Genomic DNA, 26,697 nt, shown 5'->3' on the forward strand with positions numbered 1-26,697 from the left:
AAAATTAACTAAATGATGTTTAAATAGGTTTAAAAATGAAAAGCAACTTAACAGGCAACCGATATATCATGGATGTAGGCGTTTTGAAAACCGAACTCTACTTCGAAACCGATGAATCCATGGTGTTTACCATTATAGACGGCGGCTCCTTAACTGAAAACGGCTATTCCGAACACGTGGAAACCACTGTGGCTGAGATTCGTCCACAGGTGTATATGATCGCATGGAAAGAACTTTCGGGCGCTACGGTAACGCATGTTGAAGACCATGAGAATGGCATTATTTACAGCAATGCAACCTTGCCCGATGGGAGCTTTTATACTATGAAGGGCACCATAAAACCCCTTTCACCCTAAGACACCATCGATGGCACATTTACCCGAACTGATACAAGACATGGCACTGATCCTACTGGTAGGTGCTTTGGTGACCATTATTTTTAAGCGAATCAAGCAGCCCCTGGTTTTGGGCTATATCATTGCGGGATTTTTGGTCGGCCCACATTTCAGCTACCTGCCCACCATTATGGACCACGAAAACATTGATACGTTTGCCGAGATTGGCGTCATCATGCTGCTGTTTAGCCTGGGGTTGGAATTCAGTTTCAAAAAACTGGTCAAAGTGGGGGGCGCGGCATCCATCACGGCGGTGGTAGAAATCGTGTTTGTAGGCTTGGGCGGCTACCTAACAGGGTATCTGCTGGGTTGGAACAAAATGGATAGCCTATTTCTTGCCGGTATGTTGGCCAGTTCGTCGACCACCATCATCCTCAAGGCGTTTGATGAACTGGGATTAAAATCCAAACAATTCGCCAAAGTGGTTTTCGGGGTGTTGGTCGTCGAAGACATCATCGTCATCCTACTGATGGTGTTGCTCTCTACGGTTGCCGTAACGCAACAATTCGAGGGGTCGGAAATCCTTTTTACCATACTCAAACTCGGCTTCTTTTTGGTACTGTGGTTTTTGGTGGGGATTTACCTGCTGCCCGCATTCATCAAAAGGACAAAAAAATGGATGGACGAAGAAACGGTGCTCATCCTTTCGATAGGCCTTTGTTTTGGCATGGTCCTTTTGGCTACGCAGGTCGGGTTTTCAGCTGAATTGGGTGCGTTCGTCATGGGCTCCCTGATTGCAGAAACCGTATTGGCAGAAAAAATCGAATACCTTACCTTACCGATCAAACAGCTTTTCGGTACCATATTCTTTGTCTCGGTGGGCATGATGATCGATCCGCAGGCGATGTACACCTATGCTGTTCCGATAATTGCCGTTACCCTGCTGACGCTAACCGGAAAGTTTTTGTTCAGCGCATTGGGTGCATTGATTTCCGGGCAACCGTTGAAACAAGCTGTGCAAATAGGTTCCAGCATGGCCCAGATCGGCGAATTTGCCTTTATCGTGGCCGCTTTGGGGTTGTCGCTCGGCGTAATCTCCGAATTCCTGTTCCCGATTGCGGTAGGCGTTTCGGCAATCACCACGTTTACCACACCGTATCTGATTAAATTTTCAGAACCGCTGTACAATACCATCGTAAAACTACTTCCTCCAAAATGGGTGGCACGCCTGGACGCCTACACGTCAGAGGCGCAGCAAAACAAAGACAATCCGCTTTGGAAGAAAATGCTGCGCGAATACAACAGCATACTGGTCATCAACAGCATTATGCTCGTTGCCGTCGCCCTGCTGTTCAAATACACATTCATTCCGTTTTTAGATGCGCAAATCACAAGTGTGCTCTGGCGGAATATACTGTTGATCAGTGCGGCTACCTTGCTGGCATCGCCTTTCCTCTGGGCTATCCTGATCAAAAAAATCACGGTAAAAGAAGGCGGCGGAGCCTTTCACTCGTATTACCTGAATTATTCGGTGGTAGGTATTGCACTCCATGCCATCCGGTTCCTCGTTGGGATATTCCTGATTGGCTTTTTCATTGACCAGATCGCATCGACCCGGTATGCGTTGATCGTCGCTGTGCCGATTATCGTGGCATTGCTATGGCTTTTCTCTGACAAGGTTCAGAAAATCCATCAGCGGATAACGGGACAGTTCGTAGCGAACCTCAACGAACGGGAACGGCTGGAATATCTCCAACATAAGGGAACCATTGAATTGCAGCAAAAAAACGAAGAAGCAAGGAAGCATTTTCAGGAATGGAATGCCTATGTGACGGAACTTGAAGTCGGCGATGCCTTTAGCTTTGCCGGTATGACGTTGTATGAGCTCGACTGGAAACAGCGATATGGGATAGCTGTCGTGTACATCCGCAGAAATGACAGAACTATACACCTGCCCAACGGAAAACAACGGATATTGCCGTACGACAAAGTAGGCATATTGGGAACGGAAGAGCAGATTTCCCAATTAAAATTGCTCTTTGACCAAACAGATCTGCAAGAAGACGGCGGAGAAGATATTGACGTGCACGATATCCAGCTTACGAAAATACAGGTTACAGCAGCCAACCCCTATTCAGGCAAAACGATAAAGGCCTCTGGCATCCGGAAAGATCTGGGTAGCTACGTGGCCGGCATCGAGCGGAACGGAAACCGGATTCTCAATCCCAGTTCATCTGAGGCGATCGTTGCCAATGATATCATATGGCTCGTGGGCGATACACGCAAAATAAATGCGTGTTTGAAAACCCATGAAGGAGATTTCCTTAACATATAATGGCTATTCAAGCGTTAAAATGGAGTGGCGTCTTAGCAAATAAAAAAATGGAAATAGGAATTGACAGTTTTGCATCGGCGATGTATGGCAGCCATACACTTAGCAGTGTCGATGCCATGGAACAATTATTGGAACGGATTGTCCGGGCCGACGCAGCGGGGCTGGCCGTTTACGGTATCGGCGAGCACCACAAGAAGGAGTTTTTGGATTCCGCACCCGCTGTCATCCTTGCCGCAGCCGCAGCCAAAACGAAAAACATACGCCTCACCAGTGCCGTCACTGTGCTGAGCACCTCCGATCCGGTACGGGTTTACCAGCAATTTGCCACGGTAGACCTGATAGCCAAGGGGCGGGCAGAGCTCGTCGTGGGCAGAGGTTCGGCAATAGAAGCCTATCCGTTGTTTGGGTTTGACCTGAATGATTACGATGCGCTGTTTGAAGAGAAATTGGAGCTCCTGTTGAAAATCCGTGAACAGGAATTCGTCACTTGGTCCGGAAAATTCCGGCCGGCGTTGGTAAACCAGCCGGTCTATCCCCGGTCAGCACAGGCGAAGCTCCCGATTTGGCTTGGTGTTGGCGGTACGCCTGCTTCATTTGTACGGGCCGGGACCCTGGGGCTGCCACTCATGGTTGCAATTATCGGCGGGGATACGGCGCGCTTTCGCCCATTGGTGGATCTATACCGTGAAGCAGGGCACCGGGCCGGCTTCGCACCGGAGCAATTAACAGTGGGCTTGCATTCGCCGGGCTACGTAGCCGATAGCAATGAGAAAGCGATTGCAGATTATTATCCGGGGTATGCCGAACTCTGGACCAAGGCGGGCAGGGAACGCGGGTGGCCACCGGTAACACGGGCGCAATTCGATGCCGCGGTGGCTCCCAAAGGTGTGCTAGTGGTGGGTGGACCGGAACAGGTGGCCGCAAAATTATTGCGGCATAGCGAAGCACTGGGTGGTATAGACCGCTTTACCTTTCAAATGGATAATGCAGGGCTGAGCCATGAGCAGCTGTTGCGCTCCATCGAACTCATCGGTGCGGAGGTCATCCCGCGGGTTAAAAAGGGATAATTATGATTAACGCAAATTTATCATCGGCTTATATTTTTGTGCTATCAGCACTTTTACTGGCCGGCAGCTGCACAATCAGCAGTAGGACAAGTGAAGAAAAACCCCGGGGCAACCGTATCGGCTTTTTCGACGAAAACAACATGAACCTCTGCACCTTCAACGAACTCGACGGCAGTATTGACGCGTTGGCACATATTGAGGAGTCGACAAGTGGCATGTACCGAAGAACGGTATGGAGCCCCGATGGCAGCCAATTTGCTTTCACCGGAACAGTAGATGGTGTAAGAGGTACCTATATCGCCGATGCAGATGGCAGTAACCGCCCCAACCTGACAGAGTTGACACCCTCCTTTTCATTAAACCGACTTCTTATCCGGCAATAAACCGAATATGAATTTATTCAAGATTGACATGGTAACGCTGGCAAAGAAACAACTCACGTTTGGTGGGCATAATTTTTTTACTCATCCCTCTATCAACCACACTAAAAGATAATCCGACTGCAAAAATATTGCTGAAAAAGCTATAAAACCAACGGGATTAAAACAATCTTTGGTGCATGGGCCGGCGATTTTCGTACCTTGTGGCATGTTTACTACGGGCACCGGGAGGTCGATATCGCGATGACCAAGCTGTTCGGCGGGTTCTCCACCCATTTTTATGCAGCATACAACGAAACTTATCCCTTGCAGGCAGGCTGGGAGCAGCGTATGGATCTATGGAACCTCTATCCGCTATTGGTACACCTCAACCTGTTTGGCGAGTCTTATCTTGGCGCTATACAGCGCAGTTTGAAGCAGTATATTTGAGGCGGCTGGTCGTCGCGCCTATTTTCGGTTGCGGTATTCCTCACGCCAGCTATCAAACTGCTTCACCTTACGCCTACTGATAGCGATTTCTCCAATTTTCCTCACCCGCCCCTGCATATCTATCTTGTCAAAAGGTTCCACCAGCCTCACCAACCTATTGCGGTTGGGGAGCCTTCTTCCCCCATCTACGATAGCCGACTGGTGAATGATGACATCGGGGGCTATGCGCATAAATTCCGTGGCGTCCAACTGCCTTTCCGCATCGTCAAGACTTTCTTCCATCACCGGATCAGCATGTTTTACCGTATCCCGTAAGCGGACACGATTCATCTTATGCTTATGGTGATAGCAATAACGGATGTTGGTCGCCGCTACTTTCCCGTCGAGCGTAAGCAAGTATTCCAAGTACACATTTTTTGGTGTAGCACCCGTGGGCGTAAGCCGCAGCACCCCATGGATAAAGAGCACGGCCATGTTTACCAGGAGCATATAGAGCAAAAACACGAGGGCAAACATCACGTCCAGGGAAAACCTGAACATCCCATTTAGCAACCATTCGAATACCATCCCTTCAAACAGGTAAGTCAGGGTACCCACCCCTGCTATCCCCAGTGCCACCTGTATCCAAAACCGACGCGAAGTGCTCGTATTGGCCCACGCATAGCCATTCAGCTTACCGGTGATGTAGTCTACCAGTGAAACAGCTGCCAGCGAAATCCCAACTATTAAAATAAATAAGCTGAAATAATGCCGGTTTGAAAAGAGCAATGGCCACTGCGGCCCCATTCCATTTGCATATAGCAATACAGCACCTACCAATGCAAGGCCCGTCATTACCAAGATGTGTTTCAGTGAGCGAAAAAAAGAAGTGGTAACGTATTTATGCATATCCGTTCATTTTTTACAAATCCCGGATACGTGTGCAATCCAATCAATGGCTCAGGCACCCGTCGCCGGGCAGGGGGCAATCATTCGTTTCATGATCAGTATGTTTCTACTTGCTAAGTTACGAAGTAAAAGGGCGCATGCAGCCACGAAAACCGTAACTTTTTTATGCACTACCGGTACCATCCGATACCGTTGTGCACCATTCACTACCGCAAATGTACCACTCGCGGAAATCCGCGCAAAAATCGCTTTGACTTTCATAGCCCCGTTTTTAATTTTACATTAAACACGATTGTCATGAAGCGAATCGCAACCTGTTTGAAAGATATCGTCGTCTGGGCAGCCTGCTGGCTAAAGGAGCACGGCATCAATCCGGCGGCCCCTTTTGCACTGCTTACTGGCGCAGCAATGGCCATTTTCCTCCCCAAGGGCGAACCCTGTACCTGTGAAGAGCAGCTTGACCCCGAATTTGTAGAAGCCCTGCAGCAACAGCGGGAAGAAGACTACGAAGCGTTCCTTAAATCGCGTGGCACCACTGCACTTTGTGCAGTCCAGTGGCTGCAATTGAAAGATAAGTTAGAAAAAAGACAACCCCTGATACAAACACACGCAAATCCTATGCAATGACAACACACGTACTCCATTATTTCATTGATCAGCTAATCGCCGCTGGAGACGGCCTTGAATCGTTCAAGCCCGACCTACTGACCCTGCTTATGCCCCTGCTCCACAAGGAACACAGCCAAGCCGCCAGGCAGCTCATGATCAAGGATGATATTCCACGCAAGCTGTACATCAAATATGCAGGCTTTGCCATGGGTTCACGGGAGAGCCTGCGCAATATGTTTCCGGTGGCTCCCTACCTTTGGCTTGGCCCTGCGGTGATGGCCGATTGGCGGGCATTGCTCTTAAAAAAGCCCGCCCGGTTTGATATCTCCGTAGAGCAGCATACCGATGTCTATTCATTGCGATTGGCCGACGTGAAGTTTATCATCGATCGCTTCCGGCCGGTGAAGGGAGCGATACGAAATTTGGTGAGAAACCAAAATATCTACCTGAACAGTTACGACCGCAACCTCTACCAGTACGACGCCACGGAAAGGTACCTCCATATGGCCGAAGATTTCGGCGACCGGTTGGACAGTATTGCCAAGAAATACCAAGCAGCACATGTGGGTATTGCACCCGAGTCGCTCAGCCGCATCCTCCGCAATTTGGGGCGGGGCGGGCAGTCATCCCTGCGTCACCGGCTGGGCATGCTCTTGGCATTGTAGCATGTTTTTGGATTAACCCCGGTTAACCCTTTCACCTAACCGTGGTCAATACAGCCGCTTCCCAATGTGGTTAATTTTGCAGGGTAAGCAAAATAGGCGTGGCCACTGCATTCCATATCGACTTTCCCTTTGAAGTCGCTGAAACCTGTTTTCGGGCCGGCGAACACCCCGCGCTATGCCAGCACGCCATCCCACTGGCCTGTACCATCATTTACCGTCGCCTATCGGGATCCGCATTCACCGCCACCCGGCAATACTATATCAACAGCCTGCTTACCATCGATTTGATGGAAACCACCAGTACCGACACCATCACCTTGTCCATCAGCCCGAAGAAAAAGCCCGTATATGTGCTATCCGTTGTACTGGATGGGCACTTCCATTTTGGATCCCCTACCCGCCATTGGGAAGCCTCGGCTCCCGGCGCGGCCTATCTGGCCCGTATAAGTGGGCATGCCTATCCCATCCAACTACCCAGCGGCACCGGAAGACTAATCAGCATTGCCATCCATACCGCGCAGTTGGCCGTCATCGGCGAAGATTTTGCCGAGCTCGCCGCACTCCTGGCAGGCAATCCCCTGATGGATGATTATTATAGCCCGTCCATCCAGTCCGACCGCCTATTTATGCGTCGTCTCATCAAGCTTATCAGCCCGCCAAGCATGCAACGGCGCAAAGCGTTCAACCTGCACATCCAGGCCCACCTCCAAGGTGTATTCTCCGCTTTCAAAGGGCTGCTGAACGGCAAAGGGCAAACGCATTATAATCGCCAAAAGCTCGATACGATTGTGGCCCATATCAGGCAAGAAACCTCCCGGCACGGCCAGCCGCCGTCGCTGGCATCCGTCATTGATTTTGCCTGCGTATCTCCCGAAAAACTGCAGCAACTATTTAAGGCCGGGCTGGGCACCGCTCCACAGGATTATCTCCAAGCCTTGAAGATGGATGCCATCAAACAGGCCCTTCTATGCACGGACGAGCCCGTATATGCCCTGGCCGCAACCTTCGGCTACAGCGATGCGGCCGCACTCAATAAACCCTTCAAAAGGCGATTTGGCCTCAGCCCGCAACAGCTGAGGCAGCAGCGCGGTACTTGTCCATTTCCCGATCAAAACCCAAAATAACTATCGGTATTCTAACAACTAAGGAGGGCCGGGCCCGCCCTACCTTTGGGTCATGATCACTATTAGAAAACATATCGCATTGCTCCCCATATCCGTAATCCGGCTTTCGCTTGTGGTGTTGTGGCTGCCCGTCGCAGCGGAAAAGCTGTGGGATTTGCAAAAATTCCACGGCACCCTGCTGCGGCAGCCCTTCCCCGCCTGGTGGGCCGATACCCTGTATTGGCCGCTGCCCTTGCTGGAGCTGGCCTCGGCCGTGCTCATTGCCTGGCCGGATAGTCGCAGGCGCGTGCATCACGGTATGTGGCTTTCGGCATTGCTCATGCTTGGCTTTACGCTTTTCATTCTCTTCGGTGTACTGGGCTGGTATGAAAAGCGCCCGTGCGGCTGCGGTTCGGTCATCAGCGGATTGTCGTGGGAGGGGCATCTGTGGTTCAATGCGGCATTCCTGCTGCTTTCCGTCTTTGGCGCCCTGCTCACGCGGCCGAAGCACCTGGCAGGCCATCCACACCGTAGATACCGCAAAGCGCTCCGGCTTTTCCGCCGCAGGCACATTGCCCGCCAATTATACCGTTGCCGTGCCGTTGCCATCCGGCTGCGTTTCCCAAGGAAGATGGCCGTATTCCGGCGTAGGGCCTGATGACAAACCCCTACCCTGCCTGCGTCCGTTCCAAGGCGAACGGACAGGGCACGTGGCCGGAATCTCCACGTCAGCGGCCGGGCGAGTGTAACGGCTTTTAAAGCCATTAAGTTAAATCAAACCTTTTTTTGGGGTGCTTTTTTTCCAACTGCGAAAGAAAAGTCCATAACATGGTAAATAAAACCATCACATACTTTAAACAGTATTTTTTCATGCTGGCCTTAGCGGCCACGTTTGTAGGGTTTTCGGCGTTTAAGGCTGCCAGTCGCCATCAAGCGGAATCGGGTTGGTACACGATAACCGTCGATCCCCTGGATCCGGATAACCAGGAGCATCAACAGATCGAAGCGTTTGAAGGGACTGCGCCGCCTACCGGTAATTGCAGTACATTGAATAACCAGGATCCCTGTCAAGCGGAACTGGATTTGACTAATTTCAACTCTTCGACACCTATTGATGAATTAACGGTCGCGGAAGCCATCGCGGCCGGTGCATCTTCTTCCGTACAATACGCGAGAAGGAATCAGTAGGTTTCCAGAATCCGGAGCGCCGAGGCGCTCCGGATTTGCTATCTCGGGTTCTGTTCCATACCCGATAGCGCGATGACATCATCCGGTATTGGCCACACGTATTTCACGCTGTTGGGCTCCAGCGTGTAACGCTGGCCATCGATCCATCGTTCGATGGTTTTCGCATGTGAAGGCGTTTGGTTCAGCCTCCGCAAATCCTCCCACCTAAGCCCCCTGAATGCCAGTTCCCGCCTGCGCTCTTCCAATACAAGGTCCAAGGCTGTTTCAGCATCCGCCGTCCGGTACGGATTGAACCGGCCTTGCGCGAACCGGTGTTCACGTAACCGGTTCAAGTCGGCCAACGCCTCCTCGTCGCTTCCCTCCCTTGCATGGGCCTCGGCGGAGATCAAAAACAATTCGGGGGTAGCAATGCCTGCGAAGAAAGCCCCGGCCCCTATGAAAGATCCCCTGAAAAAGATGTTATCTACCGTACCCGTGGCATAAAATAAACTTCGCCGCAGATCTGAAGGCTCGTAAAGGGCAAGCAAATCATCGGCAACATGCATCCGTGCATCGCCGAACATCGGATAATTCAGTGTCATATTCATAAAAACGACCTCCACATTGGTTTCTCCATAATCCGCTGGGAATGGATACGGCAAGGCCGGGTCCAATTCGTTATAGTCCATCAGGTCGCCATGGAGGTCTAATGCCTCCCTTGCAAACAAGCCAGCCTGTTGATAATCCTGCATGGACAGGCAGACGCGTGCCATCAGGCCATATGCTGCCGCCTTTGAGGGCCTCATTTTTACTTGCGGATAGTCCGGCAGCAAGCCGGCCGACTCGTTAAGGTCGGAAAGTATCTGTCCATAAGTCTGTTGCACGGTCGCCCGCGTGGACTTCAAGTTTACATCCGGCTCCAATCGCAGCGGTATGCCAAGCGCCAGGTCTGCGGTAGCGGCTTCATAGGGTTGGCAAAAGAGCTGCGCCAATTGATAAAAGTTGAGTGCGCGGAAAAACAGTGCCGAACCCTTTACGTTGTTCCATGCGCCGCGCTCATTCGCTGCGGGCACCACTCGCGCTATCCCCTCCAGCACCAGATTGGCGTACAAAATACGGGAGTACGCTTTATTCCAATCATTCCCGGACTCTCCGCTGTAAAAATCATCCATCCAGGTATACGCATTCTTATATTGCAGGCTATTGTTGGTAGTCGGCAAACTGTGCCATGCGTCCGATTCCAGAAAATACTCATCGGCACCGATAATGTTCAGCGACGATGCCGATTCTATATTCATTTTGGCTGTCGAATTATCCAGAAGTGCCTGATAGTCCGATATGCTTGACGGCGTGCCAATGCTCACGTCCGATTTGACCTCCAAAAATTCCCTGCCGCATGAAGCGGACAACACGATAAAAACCAGTGACGCTGCGTTGCTTAATTTCATTTTCGTCTATATTAAGATTTAAAAATCAACCTGAACCCCAAAGGCAAATTGCCGGGGTGCCCTGTAAAGCGAATTTGCGTAATCCGGGTCGATATCCTGTTTATTGGCCCTCCACAGGATTCCCAGGTTGCGGGCATATGCTGATACCCTGACGGCCCTAATCGGCCAGTCCGTTATCAATGCCGCCGGCAATAGGTAACTAATCCGCGCATCCTGCAGCCGAATGTGGTCGCCCCTCGTTATCAACGCTTCCGAATTCCTGTAAGCATTGCTGGCACCCGAACTGTTTCCAGCCGTCATTTCGCCATAGCTAATCTTTCTTGGCACATTGGTGGCATTCTCATCCCCCGGGCGCTGCCATCTGTTAAAATAATCCACATGGTACCGCATGTAATAGTCCCCGTCAGGCTCCATAGAAGGGCGCCGGAAAACATATCCGGACCTCCATGTAATCAACGCCTCCACTTCCAGCCCCTTCCACATCAATGTATTTCGCAGTGAACCATAGAATGAAGGCACTGAAACACCCGCTTCCGCTAACATATCCGGCGTGAGGTACTGATTAAAATAGCTAAGGTAATCCTGGGTCTCCCGGCCGTCGATAAAAACCAACGGCAATCCGTCTGCGGACAGCCCCGACCAAGGGAGGGCATACACCACATCCCGTGGCTTGCCAATCGCTGGAGGAGCGACAGAACTGAAATAATTGGTCACCCGTACCGCTTCGTTCGTCCGGTAGCCCGTTATTTCATTAAAAACCCAGCTGGCCAGCACAGAAGAGTTCCACCTTAATTGGCCTTCGAGGTTACGGCTGCTGATTTGTATATCCCAACCATGGGTTTTTGTATCCGCATAATTTATTTTGTAATTGCCGGTGATACCGGTGGTCGGATCCATGTAGTCGTCCCCGATAAGGTCATTGCCCCTTTTCGTATAATATTCGATGGAACCGGACACCCTGTCGCGCTTCAGACGCCAGTCAAATGCGGCATTTACCGTGGAGACCCGTTCCCAACGAAGCGACGGGTTGCCCACGCTGAGGATGGTAGCTGAGGGCAAATTGATAAAGGAGCGGCCGAAGTTTACCGTTGGATAATGCGTAACCGTCTTGTTCACATTGCCCGCGACACCGTAGGTCGCACGCAGCCGTGCATAGGGCAACCACCCGGCCAAGGGATAAAAGTTTTCCCGGCTTGCCTCCCAACTGCCACCCAGGGACCATAGCGGCACGCCTTTCTGGTTGGTCTTAACGCCGAAGAGATTGGAGCCATCCCAGCGTATGCTGCCGCTCACCGTGTACCGCTGGCGGTAGGTATAGCTGGCGTTCCCGAAATATGACAGATCCCGGTTGGTGAACAGGCGGTGGATGTCTGATCCACCCGGGATAAGGCGCGTGGGTGAGCCTTCGGGAAGTGTGGGATATCGCTGGTTGAAGTTGAGCTGGCTGCTTCCCGTAAGGTATTCGTCGTTATAATTATACAGTACGGATGCAGGGAAGGTCTCCGACTGGCTGTGGCGTATCTCAATGCCGCCCAACGCCGCCATGCGGTGGCTATCCCCGAAGCCCCGCTCGAAGTTCAACAGGGCGCGGCCAAAATGGGAAAACCGTCCGGCGGGGTTACCCACCTGCAATATGCCCCCATGCGGAATAACCAGCGTGCCATCCGGCTGGGTAAACTGGTTGACCAGATTCCTGACGTAGTAGCTGTCTTTCCGGTGATGGCTTTGAGAACCCGCGTTGGCACGCACGTACTGATAGCTTACCTTCGCCGACAACCCCCGCCATATCCGGGTATTCAAATCGCCGTTGATACGCAATTCGTTGCTGAACGTCGTATTGGCGTTTCTCCGCTGTTCATCCAGCGGCCTGTACAACCAGTCCAACAGTCCGTTGGACGCCGCAGACTCGGCGTAGCGGTAGCGCAGATCCCGCGGAACGGCAAGCGCATTGCCCTGCCCGTCTGCCAACCGCAGGTACGGAGACGGGCCGATACTGGAAGGGCTCAGGCTTCCGAAGCCGATCCCGTTGTTGCCGCTGCGCTGCCCTACGTAAGCCAGGGTGGTGACCAACTCTGTACCGGAAAACAGCGAAAACCGATTGCGCATGCTCAGGTTTACCCGCTTGCTGTCGTCGCCGGACAGCTCACCTGACGCGCCGTGGTAACCGGCCGACACATCGTAGCCGTAGCGCTCGGCCCCACCCGATACATTCAGTGCGTATTGTTGGAAGCCACTGCGCCGGTACAGGTAATCCATCGCCTGTTGCCGCGTGTCGGTCTGGCGCAGTACGGCCTCCTGCGCTGCCAGCTCTCCGGCACTTATTCGCCCCTCGTCATAGTCCCTTAGCCATTCCACGTATAAGGGTATTGGCGTGCGGTTGTCAGTGGCGTAATGCCCAAGGCCATAGCGTTCCTTTTCGATTTCCATTACTGTGGCGCTCGGCAGCCACGCGCGTGAGTAGAGCAGATCGGGCTTGTCCGTGATGTTGGTGTTCGCATTCAGCGATATATGTACCCTGCCATCCGTTCCGCCCTTTTTAGTGGTGATCACGATTACGCCGTTGCCTGCCCGTGCGCCCCATATGCTCGCCGCGGCACCGTCCCTTAGCACGGTGATGCTCTCGATGCTGTTCGGGTCGATGTTGTCCAGGCTGCCTTCATACGGGAAATTATCCAGCACGATTAGCGGTGTCTCGTCGGACTCGATGGTGCTCAGCCCGCGTACGCGGATATCGGCCGCGGCGGTTCCTCCGGGGTTTACAAATTGTACCCCGGGCGCAATTCCCTCCAGGCGTTGCAGTACATTGGCACCTATTGCTCGGTTAAGCAGCCTGTTGCCTATGTGCACAAAGCTGCCCGTGGCCCGTTCTATGGGCACCTGATAGTATCCCGTGCTGATTTGCACTTCCTCCAATTCGTTGGGCACACGCTCCATCTGTATTATCAACGATGGTGTGCCCGCTGCTACGGCCATACGTCTGGCCAAATAGCCCACGTGGCTCACCAGCAACGTATCTGCCCCGTCCACCTGCAGGCTGAACGTACCGTCGTGCCCGGACAGTACGGTTTGCCTTTTGTTTAGCAACAGCAGGGTTGCTTCAGGCAACGGTTCGTTATCTTCGGCACGTACGACCTTTCCGGTCACGGCCATTTGTGCGCACAATTGGTGCACCAGCAGCATCGCGATGCTGCTGGCAATTAATATATATCTCATCGGTTCCGGTCTTTTATGGTTTCTGATGTGTATTCATTGAAGTGGAATGGAGCACCACGGGCCTGCCCTCCAGCAGCAGCGGCAGCTTTTCCATATTCTCCCCGTTTTCATAGGAAATCGCGGCAATGCAGCCGTCTTTTATCCATACCACGCCGCCCACTTGGTAGCGGTCGAAAAAATAGCTGTTGAGCAAATGGGTGTTTTCCCCCACAACGGCGGGCAATGTCCAGCTACGCTCGTCCATGAACGATAGTGTTCTATCGAAGAAACCCACATTGACGGTAAGCACCTTTAATCCGTTATGCGCATATTTCTCCGTAGCCTCCTGCCATTTCTGCACCGACTTGACGCACGGCGCGCACCATGTGGCCCAAAAGTCCAGCACAATCAGGCTGCTATCCCGGTATTCCCCAAGGGTAACTTCGGTACGTCCTGTGGGCTCGTTGATCACTGACAGGGCCATGTCCCAGAGCTGGCCGGGAATCGTGTCCCCGACGGCCAATGGGGGGATGGATGCGTTGTCCTTCTTTAGCCGTATGGTTGTACGGCCCCTTTTTAGCGCTCCCCCTTCATACGGTATTTCCACAGTCTCGTACCCATTGAAACTTACGGTGAGTGTGCCGTCAGCCTGGCTTGCGGGCAGGGCGAAATACCCATGCCGGTTTGCGGTCGCACATTGCCCCGTCTCCATGATACAGACCTTTGCCCCTTCCAGCGGCAAATTGGAGACGGATGTCATCACCGTGCCTTCAATAATGGCGTCGGACGCCCGGCTGTATCGCGCTTGCGCATTAATAGTTGCCACGGACAGAAAAAAAACGAGCAGCAATACCCCAATTGCGCGGCCCCGCCCGGGGAGGGCGAGGGCCTGCGCATGGGTCTGCACACATAGTAAGCTTTTCCGGAGACGGCCCCACCATGTTCCATGCCCTTCCTTATACGCCTTTATCCCGCTACATAGCCGCCATACCTTCGCTAAAATGCCATTGGCGGGTACTTTTACCGAGGTATATGCGGGGGATACGCGGATAGGACCCGAAGGAAGGGTAAGGGAAGGTGGGATTTGGGGTAAGGCAAGCCGAGGTTCATCCCGTGGGGATTGGCCGTTGGGATTGTCCGCTTCTGCTCTGTTTATATTCCGCTGGAGGTCATTATCCTCGTCATACCTGCTGCGCACCTGATGGGTGTCCACACTGCTGGTTTTTCCCTTATTGTCCACCTGTTTTCCGTTCCTTCTCCGCTTCTTAAGCGGAGGAGCAGCGGAGAAGCACCGAAGGAGCAGCGGAGAACAAGCGGAGAACGAGCGGAGGAGCACCGAAGAAATAGCGGAGCAGGTGCGCGTCAGGCACGGCTCAGGTACGGAGCGGGTATCCAGCCGCAGCGGAGAAACGGCGGAGGATGAGCGAAGACGTAGCGGAGACTGCTCGTTTATGTAAATATGAGGTGGCCGATGGTCGGATTGCTTTCGTTTATGTTTTGTATGGTTGGTTGCTGAAAGGGCATAGCTATCCCCTAAGCGTAAATTTTGCTTCATTTATGTTTGATTTTGGTGTAAAAATTGGTGGTTGACTTAGGCTTTACACGCTATCAAACAGGGTTTTTGATTATGTTCTTCTGGAGATTGGACGTCGAGAGCATCCACGGTTTGGATACCACAAAACCATCATCTCCCCTCCTAATTTGGATAGTAGAAACGGATTTAATTCCGATTGGTCTTTTTTGTGGTTTCATTACTCGTTATGGTCAGTAACGAGTCTTGTTGGCGTGCGCCCAATTGATACATGTGGGGCTACAAACCGTGGCTACATTAAAGTTTCTGAGGCTTTACACGACACGGGATTACAGCAGCCCCACATCTATCTTATAGGCAAATATAGCACAATAAGCATAGACATGGGTGTTTATTCTGCTGCCTTGCGTCGCGTCCTCAGAAATTGTAGCCGCAAGACTCTTAATTTAAACACCTAAGTTTTGTGGGAAACTACCTTGTGTTTCCTTACAGAGCAAATATAAACAGACCAATCGATAAAAACAAATTTTTCAAGACACCAATGATAAATAAGCATTAGCACTTCATTTACGAATGACAAAAACAATCTGGTATCTATCCCCTATAGAACTTTATCTGATAATTCGAATAAGAATTATTAGACTTGAACTGGGTGTTACGGCAAAAGAAATTTCGTTATTTCTGAAAAAGAACCCGAAATATATCGGACACATAGAGAGCAGTGCACATAACGCCAAATATTCTGACGAAATTTTGAGTTTAATCGCTATCTATCTTAGCATAAGAGCAAAAGAAAAGCAGCAGGAGTTGGTTGATGCGAAAGATAAAACCATAATACAAACTGAATATACTGTCTACGACTTTTACCCAACTGAAATTTTAAAAGACGAGAAAGTTATCAAGGAAATAGCCCCTATCCCTCGTGACTCTGGCCCTACTGGCACATTGAATGCGATGATTGAATCCACTAATTTTTTCGAAAAAGCTCGGACAGTTAACGAGATAGTTACCGAATGTAATGCGTTGCAAAACCAAAATTGGAAAGCAAATAATTTTAGCCAACCATTGGCTAGCGCCGTGAAAAGAAAACTGCTTGTGATTATTTTAGAAAACGACCTCAATACCTATATCAAGCCAAAAAAACGAAAATAGGATTCGTATATTTGTGGCCAACGACGATTATCGCTTGACCAGCAAATATGAAACCTTCTCTTCAGTATATCGAAATAACTGTAAAAGCCATGCCGATGATAGAAGTGGAACGAATGCTGAATGTGCTAATACTCCGGCATGAAAAAGGATATAACCAATTTGAACTTGCTTTTCTTTTAGGCCAACGCGATTTGTATATCCGAGATGCAGAAGATCCCAACAAAAAATTAACCTATTCAGTTGCCGCAACCAATCAATTCCGGCAAATTTTTGGCAGTGGCATTCAGACCATCGTCCCTAACGTCAATCAGGCGCCTACCTACTCCACCCGCATTTTACAAGCGACGGATGAGGCGGGTCGGAATCTTTACCGCGCGGATAAAAAAGTCGGCAACGGAAAATGGAAATCACTAATCTCTTTCGGCGAAGAGCCTAAAGACCTATTGCTTCCCTCCAATAGTACCATTACGTCCGAACAAATTCAATCTTGGGTGGACGAAAAGTACGAAGGCAACTACTTCTACTTCCCCAAAACCGCTTTGAAGATTTTCAAAGATTGCGAGGGGCATTTTAATGAGCCAATCAGACCAATATTCCTCGCCGAAGACCTACAGTCGTACACTATTAAGAAAAAAGCACCCAGACTAATCAAGCTTCGGGACAAGTTTAATAGTTGGGATGTATTTGCGAAAGAAACAAATGATAAAACCGCTTTCCTAAAGGTAAAAATAGAACGCTTTGTAGGTAGCGATGATCCGGGCCTTGTTGAATGTGTCTTTACGGATACCAAGGGCAAGCAGCACATCTTCCAAGAACGCTGGAAAGCTTTTACCGACATTCCTATAGACGCTAAAAGCCGGTTACCGGTTTGGGGAGTAGTGGCTTGTTTAGTTACCGGCCGCCATAAAATAAAACACCCCATAACGGGCAAAGAGGTAAAAGCTGCAAAAATATCGACTCAGGCGCATTGGGGTATGAACACAATAAAGGGGCTCAACGAATTTGAAGTGTTTGACGATATGGTGATGGCATAATCAGAAGGGTTTGAATTTTTCACATCTCTATTCTATAAGATTGCACATGAGTAACTTGTTTAGTTTTTAATTTAATATGCCACTTTTACTAAATACTGCACCGATCATATTTGACGATGTCGTCATATATCTTGAAAAGTTTCCGTTTAACGATGAAAAGCTCGAACAATTACGAAACGATTGTCGCTACACGCATATGATCAAGCGTACCGGCGACTCTATATTGGCGGTTCCTATAAAAAAGGGGTTGCCTCCGCTAGGTGGCATGCGTGAGCAGGTTGATCTTAAAAAGGATCTTTCATTAACCCGTTCGCTTGCAAATCACGCATTTTACCGTGAATTGTTTAAACGAAACCTATGGGTATCAAGTATTACGCCGCTCAGCTATCTTATCACCAAAAAGAATTTATTAGAAGATTGTATGCCTCAAGGCTATTCGCTGGTGAAAGGGCTAGGTGTATTTGTGAAATGGGAGGTCGAATTTCGTGTCATTGATCCGGTGGGAAAGGCACCGTTCGTTTCTATAACGATCAACATTAGTACTGCGACAAGAATCTCTTTGACCTGCCAACAATTAATGACGAAGGGCGTATCCGTCCTCAATCAATATGTAGGAAAACCGTACTACGGCAGAAACCCCGAATTAAAGCCACGATTTTCTACGGTCGGCCGGGTAGTGAATGTAAATACCGACGGAATGTTGGAACTTGAAGATTTACGGCCTGGAGAACTTGAGCTTGCTGATCCGACCGAAATGTACTTGGAACCCCGCGAGGACCATCTTGACAATTGCATCAGGGTAATATATGGCACGGATGCATCGCAGATATTATCCAATATTGACAAGAAACTGGCTCAATATCACGTGGGCAATAAAAAATTCGAAAAGCTTCAACGTGGTTTGGCAAGTTATCAGACCTTTAAACTAAGCCTGGTAGACGGTGTGCCATTTCAGATCGGCAATTTTCTGGACAATGATAAGGCAAAGACCAGCCACATAAAGACCTACAAAGCTGAAAAACCGGTTTTTGTGTTTTCTCCGGGAGCCGCTAAGGTTTCTACTTGGAATGATGGTGGTTTACAGCAATATGGCCCTTTTTCACGGGAGACATTTAGTCCCAATAAACCTCATATTTGTGTTGTACTCCAGGCTAATAAAAAAGGACAAGTCGAACAAATCTTGCATAAATTCCTGAATGGTATGCCGCCGGTGGCCTACGGAAAAGGCGGAAAAACCTTTGAATTCACTGGATTAAAAAACAAGTTTCGGTTGCAGGATTGCTATATAGATTTTTTTACAGCCGAAGATGACAGTATCACGTCTTACAACAGGGCAATTACGGCCGCGCTGCAATCAAACGGCAGTACTCGCACATTCGATCTTGCGCTGATACAGATTGACGACGGCTTCCGTGGCCGTGTGGCTTCAAACAACCCTTATCTAGCAGCTAAAGCTCGCTTTGTCGGCCAACAAATACCGGTACAGGAATTTACTATGGAAAATCTTGGCCAACCTGACGCTCGAATCGTATGGAGCCTGAATAATATGGCTTTGGCCACCTATGCTAAACTTGGCGGCGTACCTTGGTTACTGACAGCCGACTCGACCATTGGTCATGAAGTGGTTTTCGGCATCGGTAGTGCTATGATACACACTAGCCGTCTAAGTGCCAAAGAGCGGATGGTTGGAATTACCACCGTATTTACAGGTGATGGCCGTTATTATGTGAACAATATTTCATCTGCTGTTACTGCAGACGAATACTTCGAGACGCTATTGCAAAATCTGCGCACAACAATGGATCGAGTTAAAACTGATTTCGCTTGGCGTCCCAAAGATACGGTAAGGCTAATCTTTCATGCTTTTAAAACCTTTAAAGATGCAGAGGCAGATGCGGTAAAGCAGGTAATGTCCGAACTCGGCGATTTTAATGTTGAATTTGCTTTTGTTCATGTGGCACCTAATAGTCCCTATATATTATTTGATACGGCTCAACCGGGTTCTTTTGGTAAAGGCATTTATGCACCTGAACGTACCAACTATCTACAATTATCAGAACACGTCGCTCTGGCCTCGCTGACTGGTGCCGTGGAATTGAAAAAGGCGAGTGATGGTATTCCTCAACCCGTACAACTGATCCTTCACCGGGATTCGACATTTAAGGATATGGCTTATTTATGCAAGCAAGTGATTAAGTTCGGGGCTCATTCCTGGCGAAGCTACCAGCCCGCACCAATGCCCGTTTCAATCTATTACTCACAATTAATGGCACAAATGCTAAGTCAATTGTCCGGAACGCCTAACTGGAACCCGGATGCGATTTACAATAAAATCGGTACAACACGATGGTTTCTTTAAAATCAAACCCCGCAGGTCTGCTATTGCAAGATATTTTTGCTGCACTATCGGCAAAGATCAGACAGATGTCAGCCGATACGATCGAATATGCTTTTAGCGCTTGGTTATACCCGCCTTCAAGATCGCAACAGATGCCTGTTTTACCGTTAAACCCGGCTGTAAATAACTATAGCCATGTAGCACAGATCGCCTTTTTGTTGGAGATAGATTCAGAGCGTAATTCGGACCTGTTACCTATCCTAATTGATGGCTTGCAAAGGACAGCGAGCAGGTCGCCTATGATTGTTGGTGTTGGGCCGGCTGCGTTCTACAATGACGCCATCGCCTTATTTGGCTTAGCTTTAGGTGCAAGGCGTGCAGATACCGGGATGAAAAAAAATATTGCCAAATGGATGCGATCATTTATTCCAAATTCTGTTGGAACTTTACCGCCTTGGAAGCAATCGTTGATGGCAGCCGCGTTATTTGTTTTGGAAGATAATACAGTCATAAATTTTGATCACACACATGCGTCGGAAATGGAACTGGCTTTGTATTCACGGGGAATAAACTGTTTTTCACCTACCAGCTTTGACCGAATATACCAAGCAGTGTGCAATGGAGCGATTAGGGAAGAAGGCGATATTGCATTCATAGCAGCACGGTTGCAGTCCATTGATTATTTAATGAACCATTTGCCTGCGATATCAATCAATATGCCAACAATCCCGCAGGTCGTTCAAGTCCTTTCCAACCTTACCCCGGCCTTCCGGCGTTGGGTATGGGAAGATTCAGCTAAAACTAAAACCAGCGCCCCTCAAAAGTGGGACGTACAAAATGAATACCATGTACAAAGCCTTTTGTACTTCATCCTCGCACCTTTATTTCCTGACCTAGAGGATGAATTCTATTTGGAAACTACCGGCCAACTTAACCCCCGTGCAGATATTGGCTTGCCATCGATAAATCTAATCATTGAAGTAAAGTACCTGCGCCAAGGCAAAAGTTTCCAAAAAATGCTGGAGGAAATTGCTGCCGACGCGACACTCTACTTTAAGAAGGAAAGCGTATACAAAGATAAATACAATCAAATGTTAGTTTTTCTTTGGGATGACAGTAATCGAACTCACGATTACGGTATATTCAGGAACGGCGTGCGCAGTTTCAATAACATTTCGGATGTAGTTGTCATGGCCCGTCCAGGGGTCATAAACAGAAGCCCGGCGAATCTCAAAGCTACTAAAAAAGGAATGGTCTAATATAGGCGGCCGTTTATTTACCCTGTTTTTTTAACGAGCCTATTCGTGTGTAACGCTTCTCTTTCTTATTGTTAGGGTTCGTCGTATGAATGTTAGGAATTTTGAAGGCTTTAAGGCTTACCTTAGCGAATATGTTTTCCCTTTTATTGATAACCTTTTAAAGGATTATGAACATTACAATTATCTCGAGTATCTAAGGTGTGGAAATATTCGAGCGGGAGGTTATCATCGATTAGAAGTGATGTTTAGAAAAAATTATCAAGGATTCTTTGCAAAAGGATTTACAGCGGAAGAATTTGGCGCTCAATTTAAAGGTTGTTCAATATCTGTAAATTTACTCATGTCTTGTTTTCACGACCCCAAAAAACTCCAAATAAGGGCTTTTGATGAAAACTCTTTGGAACTTTTAATGACTGAAGAAAGAGTATCAGCAAAAAACAAAAAAAAACTGAAGCAATTTTTTGATAAAACAACTAAAAACGATACAGAAATCAAAGACCTATTAGTCGAATTCTACCCAAAAATGGAAGTTCTTTTTGATGTATGCAACAACACGCTCTTTAAAAACTTCGAATTATCAAGTGTTGGCATCGCAATTGCCCACGTGAATTACAGAAGAAGAACAGGAGATACTATGGATTTATCAATATGGATAAAATAAATACGGAAATCATAGTAAATCGCAACCAAAACTTCTATTTTAATTCTTTCATATTCAAACACTATTTGCTATATTTGTTAGCAAATAGTCACTGAAAAACATAATGAACCAACCTGCTAAATTTGAAAAGCAACTTTTTGCCGATATCGTTAAGTTGATTGAAGAAAGTAAGCAACAGCTCGCCCAGACCGCAAACAGCACACTTACTTATCTTTATTGGAGAGTAGGCAAACGTGTAAACGAAGATTTCCTTGCCGAAAAAAGAGCAGCTTATGGACAACGAATCATTGCAACATTGTCAGATGGCCTAGTACAGCAATACGGCAATAATTTTTCTGAGAAGAACCTTAGACGAATGATGCAGTTTGCCTCGGTTTTTTCGGATGAACAAATTGTCGTATCGGCGATACGACAATTGAGTTGGACACATTTCATTGCGTTGATTCCATTGAAAAGTGAACTTCAACGGGAGTTCTATTTGGAACTATGCAAAGCGGAAGCGTGGAACGTAAAGACGCTCCGAGAAAAAATAAACAGCATGCTCTATGAGCGCACAGCCATCAGCAAGAAACCCGATGAACTGATAAAGCAGGAACTACAAACACTCCGTGATGACAATAGAATAAGTCCAGACCTCGTGTTTCGGGATCCTTATTTACTGGATTTCTTAAATCTCAAAGACACCTATAACGAAAAGAATCTTGAGGATGCCATCTTAAGGGAGTTGGAGCGGTTCATCCTTGAATTGGGACAAGGGTTCAGCTTCGTGGAACGCCAAAAGCGCATGATTATCGATGGAGAAGACTTCAAATTGGATTTACTGTTTTACCACCGGAAGCTTAAGAGGCTCATTGCGGTCGAGTTGAAATTAGGTCGCTTCAAAGCCGCCTATAAAGGCCAAATGGAACTTTATTTAAGATGGTTGGAACGACACGAAATGGAAGAGGGTGAAAACACCCCGTTAGGATTGATTCTTTGTGCAGAAGGTAGCCACGAACAAGTGGAACTCCTCCAACTCGATAGAGTCGGCATCAAGGTTTCCGAATATCTTACCCAACTACCGAGTAAAAAACTGCTAAAGGAAAAATTACATCAAGCTATTGAGGTGTCCAAAAAGCACATCGAGAATAAGCTTAAGCAGGAAGATAAATCCTAGCACAACGATGCCGAGTCAAAGCTAGAAACCCTATGGAACCAATAGCGAGGGCCATTACACTAAAAGCAGAATCGTACAGTCTGCCCCCATTAAACATAGAACTTGAAGCTTTTGTTATGTAGAAATTGCGGTTGGACTGGAACTACCATTCCAATAGTATTGGCTTACGGGCAAACGCATCGCAGAGGAAGAGCAGGAAGGGAAAGAACGTGCGGAATATGGTACAGGGCTTCTGAAAACGTTATCCAAAGAATTGACATTGAAATATGGCAATGGGTATCCTCCGGCTGACCTGAGAAATTTCAGGCAGTTTTACCTCACATACCCTGACTACGAAAAATGCTACGCATTGCGTAGCAAATTGAGTTGGACACGCCATCGAGCCATTATGCGTGTGGAAAATGAACGTGCTAGAGAATATTATATCAAGGAAACGGAAAAACAAAACTGGAATACCCAAACACTGGAAAGAAACATCAACTCTTTTTATTACGAGCGCCTATTGACTTCAAAGGATAAGGAAGCTGCCATCAAACACAGCAATACGCTGGAAAAGCAACGTACCGAAGATTTCATCAAAGACCCTTATGTATTCGAGTTCCTCAACATACCCCAACCCATAAATGCCTCAGAAAAAGATATCGAATCCGCTCTCATTGAAAACCTGCAACATTTCTTGCTCGAACTCGGTAAAGGCTTTTCTTTTGTAGGTCGCCAATATCGGATAAGCACAGAGTTGGAGCATTTTTATATCGATTTAGTATTCTACAACTACTTACTAAAAAGCTTCGTGCTGATAGACCTTAAGGTAGGCAAACTAACCCACCAAGACATCGGGCAGATGGATATGTACCGAAGGTTGTTTGATGACCTAAAGAAACCCGAGGGCGATAATCCCACCGTCGGCATTATCCTATGTACAGAAAAAAGCGAAACGGTAGTCAAATATTCGGTCATTAACGATAATAACCAAATATTCGCCACTAAATACATGCTCTACCTCCCCTCCGAGGAAGAACTGATCGCGGAGATAGAACGGGAAAAGGAGAAGTTGAGGTTGTTGGACAAGGAGAAAGAATAATGTTCACTTTTTAATGAACAAATCCTTGTAAATCTTTCACCTAATGAGTACCTTTGCTAAAATATCGTTCATAGCAAGTTATGATAAAGTGACTTATTATTCGGTTGCTTTGGTAGACGAGGAGGCGGATCAGCCTTCTTATTTTGAGAAGTTTGTTTCGAGGCACCAACAACATAATCGTGAAAAGCTAAATCATATCTTGTCTTGGTTAAAAGAAATTGGCAACGCATGGGGCGCGAGGCCCCATCTGTTTCGGGATGAAAGAGAAGCACATGCCCTACCACCAAAAGGATTACATCGGGAACCCACCTACGTCGAAATAGGAACCGGAAAAGTGGCGACCAATAACCTCCGGTTGTATTGTTATCGGCTGTCGGAAAGCGTGGTATTCCTGTTTGACGGTGATGTTAAAACGGCAGAAGCAGCACAGGATTGTCCGAACGTATGGCCACATTTCAGGATGGCAAACAAATTGGTGCAGGTCATCGACGACTGTTTTAACCAAAGAGATATTGAATGGAACGATGACCGTACGGATATTGTATACGACGAGGAATTTTTGCTGATATTTTAATATGAATTAGCATGAAAAAGGAAGGAAAAATGCACACCCGTAATGCTGGCGTCACGAAGGAAAATAACCTGATCTCCAATTGGTTGGAAGAATACGGCGATCCCGCTATTGATAAATTAGTGAAGCGTAATTTGGCCATTGCTAATAGGATTGCAGATATACTTTCTCAAAAAAACATGAAACCCGCTGATTTAGCCAAAACAATGGGCAAGCAGCGGTCTGAAATCAGTAAGTGGTTGACTGGCACGCATAGTTTCTCTACAAAAACAATCACTTATATTGAATGCGCACTGGGTGAAGATATTATTTCTGTGTATGCTGCATTGCAAAATGCCACCTCTTCTCCAACGGCCATGATAACAGAAAAATACAGCAAAAACACGACGATCGACGTTGGTGGACATGGCATCACAAACGAGCAAGAAGTAACGGTGAAGGCTATTCACGGCACATTTAAGTATCCCACCGCAGTATAAAGCTGGTCAACGAAAGTAATTCCGACACTATATGACAGAAGATAAATTTGTGATTGGACTAACCGACGTCAAAACGGAGGCATTCACAATAAACGAACCTAGCGATGATATCATCAATTCATTCGACGTAGGTTTCTTAAACGTTGGTGTAGACGTCTATTTTAACACCGACGCCGATAATAACAAAGTGACGATCCACTTAGCTTTCAGTTATGACTACGGTGACGACGCTAGCGGTGATCTCTTACGTTTATTTCATTATAAAGGGTCTTTTGCTTTCGAACTTGATGATCTAAAAAGCCTTATAAGCCCTGAAACCAAAAACGTACGGCTACCCGGTAATGTATTAGAAAGATTGCTTGACCTATCCATATCAACCGCGAGGGGAATCATTATCGCCAAATCCACTGGCTCATTCATTAACAAATATTACCTTCCGGTTTTTGACGTGACGCGATTGCTGAAGGATGATATGGACATAGAGTAAAATTAAACAGCGTTAAACTTGTCCCCGTGGGGCCGCTGTTCAATCCCTGACACAGTTTGTTTTACATTCCCATCTATTCCAATTTAAGTTGAGGTTGATCCGGATGACACGTTTGTGTTACACTGCCAATGAGTTACTCAAATTTTATATGAATCATACATATAATTCAAATCTCTTAAATGTTCCGTAACAAGCATCTGTCTCCGATATCTGGTTCTAATTTCCGAAATTAAATGCAAATTCTTTTTAGAGCGTGAGCATATTACATACAAGAGTTTTCTTGAGGAATCTATAGGATCTAAGTCTGATTTATGAGGGACATATCCATTAAGTAGTCCAAATGCTATTACGGTATGAAACTCTTCTCCCTTAATACCATGACACGTATTGACTACTACACCCGAAGTATGATTAAATAATCTTTTAAAACTTGCAATATCTTTCGCATAGTCAAATTCCGGCTTTTCTAAACGCTTTTTAGAGCTTTCGAAAAAATATTCCCAATGAAGTTTTAAAGTAGGATATCTTTGGATGTTAATACACAATAGAGCTAATAATGATTTAAAGCATTCTTCTAAATAAGCCAATCCATCTTCTTTCTCCGATGAGATTGAATTAATAAATTTTAATAGGACCTTTGATTTCCTGTCTGTTTCCGGTAAAATTTCTATTCCCAAACTATCAAATTCATTCACTAATTCAATCGCCCAACGTCCACGTACGAAATACATTTTCGGAGAAGGTGAAACCAAAAACAATCGAGCTACTTTAAACCATATATTCTCTTTATTTTTTAACAAGGGGGATAGCCCAATAGCATCAAAATTTACATTGGGCAAAAGTGATTTTAATTTTCTACCCATAGGTATAACAAGCCACCATTGTGGGGCTAATACACAGATTTCATTTTCGGGAACTCCACTATCAAGATTTTGTTGAATTATTTGGGCTATATAGTCTGCCAACTCATCTTTATCTATGTTTCTATTAAAAGTAATCAATCCCGATTCTTTTGCATATTTACTCAATGACTCTATATTGATTCCAGCACTTTGATAGTTTCTATAATAATCAATTACCCTTTGTGAACTTCGGTAGTTGCCTGACAATTCCAACTCCGAAATAGCTATATGCCCAAACTGGATACTTATGGCTTCTACAGTCTTTGCAACACCTCCGAGAGAGCCATAAATTGCCTGATCTTTGTCCCCAACCATAAATAACAAGGTTTTGCTTTCATATACTCTAATGAATTACAAGTTTTCAGGCCACTTTTTTTTCGGAGCAGTTTACATTTTTCTCTCTGGGGTCGAGACATACGTAGTCCCAT

The 26,697-nt window shown here is 47.4% G+C and carries 24 protein-coding genes and 2 pseudogenes; 20 read left to right on the top strand and 6 right to left on the bottom strand.

What is annotated here, in order from left to right; genetic code table 11:
* The first annotated feature begins 35 nt into the window (after window positions 1-35).
* The 5 genes from BMW65_RS07620 (at window position 36) to BMW65_RS07640 (ending at window position 4,546) form a co-directional block, all read left to right on the top strand.
* Window positions 36-356 carry a MoaF-related domain-containing protein gene (locus BMW65_RS07620; RefSeq protein ID WP_090604161.1) on the top strand — a complete coding sequence of 107 codons (321 nt, stop codon included), beginning with the start codon at window positions 36-38 and terminating at the stop codon, window positions 354-356.
* Window positions 357-366: 10 nt separating this feature from the next.
* Complete coding sequence (locus tag BMW65_RS07625) at window positions 367-2,670, top strand: cation:proton antiporter domain-containing protein (protein ID WP_090604163.1); 2,304 nt, start codon at window positions 367-369, stop codon at window positions 2,668-2,670.
* Between the two features lie 47 nt (window positions 2,671-2,717).
* Window positions 2,718-3,737, top strand: a complete 1,020-nt coding sequence (locus tag BMW65_RS07630) for an Atu2307/SP_0267 family LLM class monooxygenase (RefSeq protein WP_090604327.1) — start codon at window positions 2,718-2,720, stop codon at window positions 3,735-3,737.
* A gap of 2 nt (window positions 3,738-3,739) precedes the next feature.
* Window positions 3,740-4,120 carry a TolB-like translocation protein gene (locus tag BMW65_RS07635; protein ID WP_090604164.1) on the top strand — a complete coding sequence of 127 codons (381 nt, stop codon included), beginning with the start codon at window positions 3,740-3,742 and terminating at the stop codon, window positions 4,118-4,120.
* A gap of 198 nt (window positions 4,121-4,318) precedes the next feature.
* On the top strand, window positions 4,319-4,546 hold the full coding sequence (locus BMW65_RS07640) for a fructosamine kinase family protein (RefSeq protein WP_262497314.1): 228 nt from the start codon (window positions 4,319-4,321) through the stop codon (window positions 4,544-4,546).
* An 18-nt stretch (window positions 4,547-4,564) separates the two neighbouring features.
* Here BMW65_RS07640 and BMW65_RS07645 read toward each other — a convergent pair whose 3' ends face one another.
* Together BMW65_RS07645 and BMW65_RS23865 are read right to left on the bottom strand one after the other, a co-directional pair.
* Entirely contained in the window at window positions 4,565-5,434 is an 870-nt protein-coding gene (locus BMW65_RS07645; protein ID WP_090604166.1) for a LytTR family DNA-binding domain-containing protein, read from the bottom strand.
* 51 nt (window positions 5,435-5,485) lie between these two features.
* Window positions 5,486-5,695, bottom strand: a complete 210-nt coding sequence (locus tag BMW65_RS23865; RefSeq protein WP_143053837.1) for a hypothetical protein — start codon at window positions 5,693-5,695, stop codon at window positions 5,486-5,488.
* Window positions 5,696-5,731: 36 nt separating this feature from the next.
* On the opposite strand from BMW65_RS23865, the gene BMW65_RS07655 reads away from it, so the two are divergent.
* The 5 genes from BMW65_RS07655 (at window position 5,732) to BMW65_RS07675 (ending at window position 8,999) form a co-directional block, all read left to right on the top strand.
* Window positions 5,732-6,061, top strand: coding sequence for a hypothetical protein (locus tag BMW65_RS07655; protein WP_090604171.1), 330 nt, complete (start codon window positions 5,732-5,734; stop codon window positions 6,059-6,061).
* Window positions 6,058-6,708 carry a cyclic nucleotide-binding domain-containing protein gene (locus BMW65_RS07660; RefSeq protein WP_090604173.1) on the top strand — a complete coding sequence of 217 codons (651 nt, stop codon included), beginning with the start codon at window positions 6,058-6,060 and terminating at the stop codon, window positions 6,706-6,708. The genes BMW65_RS07655 and BMW65_RS07660 overlap by 4 nt, the downstream gene beginning before the upstream one ends.
* A 98-nt stretch (window positions 6,709-6,806) precedes the next feature.
* Complete coding sequence (locus BMW65_RS07665; protein WP_090604175.1) at window positions 6,807-7,832, top strand: helix-turn-helix transcriptional regulator; 1,026 nt, start codon at window positions 6,807-6,809, stop codon at window positions 7,830-7,832.
* Between the two features lie 52 nt (window positions 7,833-7,884).
* A complete protein-coding gene (locus BMW65_RS07670; RefSeq protein ID WP_090604177.1) occupies window positions 7,885-8,469 on the top strand; it encodes a MauE/DoxX family redox-associated membrane protein in 585 nt (194 codons plus the stop codon).
* A 170-nt stretch (window positions 8,470-8,639) separates the two neighbouring features.
* Entirely contained in the window at window positions 8,640-8,999 is a 360-nt protein-coding gene (locus BMW65_RS07675; RefSeq protein WP_090604179.1) for a hypothetical protein, read from the top strand.
* A gap of 38 nt (window positions 9,000-9,037) precedes the next feature.
* On the opposite strand, the gene BMW65_RS07680 is transcribed toward BMW65_RS07675, so the two are convergent.
* The 3 genes from BMW65_RS07680 to BMW65_RS07690 are packed head-to-tail and all read right to left on the bottom strand — an operon-like array spanning window position 9,038 to window position 15,173.
* Entirely contained in the window at window positions 9,038-10,426 is a 1,389-nt protein-coding gene (locus BMW65_RS07680) for a RagB/SusD family nutrient uptake outer membrane protein (protein ID WP_090604181.1), read from the bottom strand.
* A gap of 18 nt (window positions 10,427-10,444) precedes the next feature.
* Window positions 10,445-13,639, bottom strand: coding sequence for a SusC/RagA family TonB-linked outer membrane protein (locus BMW65_RS07685; RefSeq protein ID WP_090604183.1), 3,195 nt, complete (start codon window positions 13,637-13,639; stop codon window positions 10,445-10,447).
* A gap of 13 nt (window positions 13,640-13,652) precedes the next feature.
* A complete protein-coding gene (locus BMW65_RS07690) occupies window positions 13,653-15,173 on the bottom strand; it encodes a carboxypeptidase-like regulatory domain-containing protein (protein ID WP_090604184.1) in 1,521 nt (506 codons plus the stop codon).
* Window positions 15,174-15,722: 549 nt separating this feature from the next.
* Between BMW65_RS07690 and BMW65_RS07695 the strand changes: the two genes are divergently transcribed.
* From BMW65_RS07695 to BMW65_RS07740, 10 genes and pseudogenes are all read left to right on the top strand, one after another.
* Window positions 15,723-16,301 (top strand): hypothetical protein, encoded by a 579-nt coding sequence (locus BMW65_RS07695; RefSeq protein WP_090604186.1) that lies wholly within the window; start codon window positions 15,723-15,725, stop codon window positions 16,299-16,301.
* A gap of 95 nt (window positions 16,302-16,396) precedes the next feature.
* On the top strand, window positions 16,397-17,335 hold the full coding sequence (locus BMW65_RS07700) for a hypothetical protein (RefSeq protein ID WP_143053838.1): 939 nt from the start codon (window positions 16,397-16,399) through the stop codon (window positions 17,333-17,335).
* Between the two features lie 76 nt (window positions 17,336-17,411).
* Window positions 17,412-19,694: an argonaute/piwi family protein gene (locus tag BMW65_RS07705; RefSeq protein WP_090604190.1), complete on the top strand. Its 2,283-nt coding sequence runs from the start codon at window positions 17,412-17,414 to the stop codon at window positions 19,692-19,694.
* Window positions 19,682-20,932 carry a PD-(D/E)XK nuclease domain-containing protein gene (locus BMW65_RS07710; RefSeq protein ID WP_090604192.1) on the top strand — a complete coding sequence of 417 codons (1,251 nt, stop codon included), beginning with the start codon at window positions 19,682-19,684 and terminating at the stop codon, window positions 20,930-20,932. The genes BMW65_RS07705 and BMW65_RS07710 overlap by 13 nt, the downstream gene beginning before the upstream one ends.
* Before the next feature lie 58 nt (window positions 20,933-20,990).
* A pseudogene (locus BMW65_RS07715) lies at window positions 20,991-21,593 on the top strand (LPO_1073/Vpar_1526 family protein); the annotation flags it as partial.
* 103 nt (window positions 21,594-21,696) lie between these two features.
* The gene (locus tag BMW65_RS07720) at window positions 21,697-22,749 is read left to right on the top strand and encodes a PDDEXK nuclease domain-containing protein (protein ID WP_090604196.1); all 1,053 of its coding nucleotides are present in this window, start codon (window positions 21,697-21,699) and stop codon (window positions 22,747-22,749) included.
* A 169-nt stretch (window positions 22,750-22,918) separates the two neighbouring features.
* A pseudogene (locus tag BMW65_RS24835) lies at window positions 22,919-23,830 on the top strand (PDDEXK nuclease domain-containing protein); the annotation flags it as partial.
* Between the two features lie 43 nt (window positions 23,831-23,873).
* The gene (locus tag BMW65_RS07730) at window positions 23,874-24,404 is read left to right on the top strand and encodes a hypothetical protein (protein WP_090604200.1); all 531 of its coding nucleotides are present in this window, start codon (window positions 23,874-23,876) and stop codon (window positions 24,402-24,404) included.
* Between the two features lie 11 nt (window positions 24,405-24,415).
* The gene (locus tag BMW65_RS07735) at window positions 24,416-24,880 is read left to right on the top strand and encodes a helix-turn-helix domain-containing protein (protein WP_090604202.1); all 465 of its coding nucleotides are present in this window, start codon (window positions 24,416-24,418) and stop codon (window positions 24,878-24,880) included.
* 31 nt (window positions 24,881-24,911) lie between these two features.
* Window positions 24,912-25,367: a hypothetical protein gene (locus BMW65_RS07740; protein WP_090604203.1), complete on the top strand. Its 456-nt coding sequence runs from the start codon at window positions 24,912-24,914 to the stop codon at window positions 25,365-25,367.
* A 137-nt stretch (window positions 25,368-25,504) separates the two neighbouring features.
* On the opposite strand, the gene BMW65_RS07745 is transcribed toward BMW65_RS07740, so the two are convergent.
* The gene (locus BMW65_RS07745; RefSeq protein ID WP_090604205.1) at window positions 25,505-26,584 is read right to left on the bottom strand and encodes a 3'-5' exonuclease; all 1,080 of its coding nucleotides are present in this window, start codon (window positions 26,582-26,584) and stop codon (window positions 25,505-25,507) included.
* Between the last annotated feature and the right edge of the window lie 113 nt (window positions 26,585-26,697).

The organism is Parapedobacter koreensis (genome assembly GCF_900109365.1).
Classification (GTDB): Bacteria; Bacteroidota; Bacteroidia; order Sphingobacteriales; family Sphingobacteriaceae; genus Parapedobacter; species Parapedobacter koreensis.

Excerpts from the sequence above, each read along its gene's own strand:
- BMW65_RS07690 (WP_090604184.1), bottom strand. The coding sequence starts at position 15,173 with ATGAAGCAAAATTTACGCTTAGGGGATAGCTATGCCCTTTCAGCAACC.
- BMW65_RS07740 (WP_090604203.1), top strand. The coding sequence starts at position 24,912 with ATGACAGAAGATAAATTTGTGATTGGACTAACCGACGTCAAAACGGAG.
- BMW65_RS07720 (WP_090604196.1), top strand. The coding sequence starts at position 21,697 with ATGAACCAACCTGCTAAATTTGAAAAGCAACTTTTTGCCGATATCGTT.
- BMW65_RS07635 (WP_090604164.1), top strand. The coding sequence starts at position 3,740 with ATGATTAACGCAAATTTATCATCGGCTTATATTTTTGTGCTATCAGCA.
- BMW65_RS07655 (WP_090604171.1), top strand. The coding sequence starts at position 5,732 with ATGAAGCGAATCGCAACCTGTTTGAAAGATATCGTCGTCTGGGCAGCC.
- BMW65_RS07745 (WP_090604205.1), bottom strand. The coding sequence starts at position 26,584 with ATGGTTGGGGACAAAGATCAGGCAATTTATGGCTCTCTCGGAGGTGTT.
- BMW65_RS07700 (WP_143053838.1), top strand. The coding sequence starts at position 16,397 with ATGATAGAAGTGGAACGAATGCTGAATGTGCTAATACTCCGGCATGAA.
- BMW65_RS23865 (WP_143053837.1), bottom strand. The coding sequence starts at position 5,695 with ATGAAAGTCAAAGCGATTTTTGCGCGGATTTCCGCGAGTGGTACATTT.
- BMW65_RS07630 (WP_090604327.1), top strand. The coding sequence starts at position 2,718 with ATGGAAATAGGAATTGACAGTTTTGCATCGGCGATGTATGGCAGCCAT.
- BMW65_RS07660 (WP_090604173.1), top strand. The coding sequence starts at position 6,058 with ATGACAACACACGTACTCCATTATTTCATTGATCAGCTAATCGCCGCT.
- BMW65_RS07685 (WP_090604183.1), bottom strand. The coding sequence starts at position 13,639 with ATGAGATATATATTAATTGCCAGCAGCATCGCGATGCTGCTGGTGCAC.
- BMW65_RS07710 (WP_090604192.1), top strand. The coding sequence starts at position 19,682 with ATGGTTTCTTTAAAATCAAACCCCGCAGGTCTGCTATTGCAAGATATT.
- BMW65_RS07645 (WP_090604166.1), bottom strand. The coding sequence starts at position 5,434 with ATGCATAAATACGTTACCACTTCTTTTTTTCGCTCACTGAAACACATC.
- BMW65_RS07620 (WP_090604161.1), top strand. The coding sequence starts at position 36 with ATGAAAAGCAACTTAACAGGCAACCGATATATCATGGATGTAGGCGTT.
- BMW65_RS07730 (WP_090604200.1), top strand. The coding sequence starts at position 23,874 with ATGAGTACCTTTGCTAAAATATCGTTCATAGCAAGTTATGATAAAGTG.
- BMW65_RS07705 (WP_090604190.1), top strand. The coding sequence starts at position 17,412 with ATGCCACTTTTACTAAATACTGCACCGATCATATTTGACGATGTCGTC.
- BMW65_RS07695 (WP_090604186.1), top strand. The coding sequence starts at position 15,723 with ATGACAAAAACAATCTGGTATCTATCCCCTATAGAACTTTATCTGATA.
- BMW65_RS07680 (WP_090604181.1), bottom strand. The coding sequence starts at position 10,426 with ATGAAATTAAGCAACGCAGCGTCACTGGTTTTTATCGTGTTGTCCGCT.
- BMW65_RS07735 (WP_090604202.1), top strand. The coding sequence starts at position 24,416 with ATGAAAAAGGAAGGAAAAATGCACACCCGTAATGCTGGCGTCACGAAG.
- BMW65_RS07625 (WP_090604163.1), top strand. The coding sequence starts at position 367 with ATGGCACATTTACCCGAACTGATACAAGACATGGCACTGATCCTACTG.
- BMW65_RS07670 (WP_090604177.1), top strand. The coding sequence starts at position 7,885 with ATGATCACTATTAGAAAACATATCGCATTGCTCCCCATATCCGTAATC.
- BMW65_RS07675 (WP_090604179.1), top strand. The coding sequence starts at position 8,640 with ATGGTAAATAAAACCATCACATACTTTAAACAGTATTTTTTCATGCTG.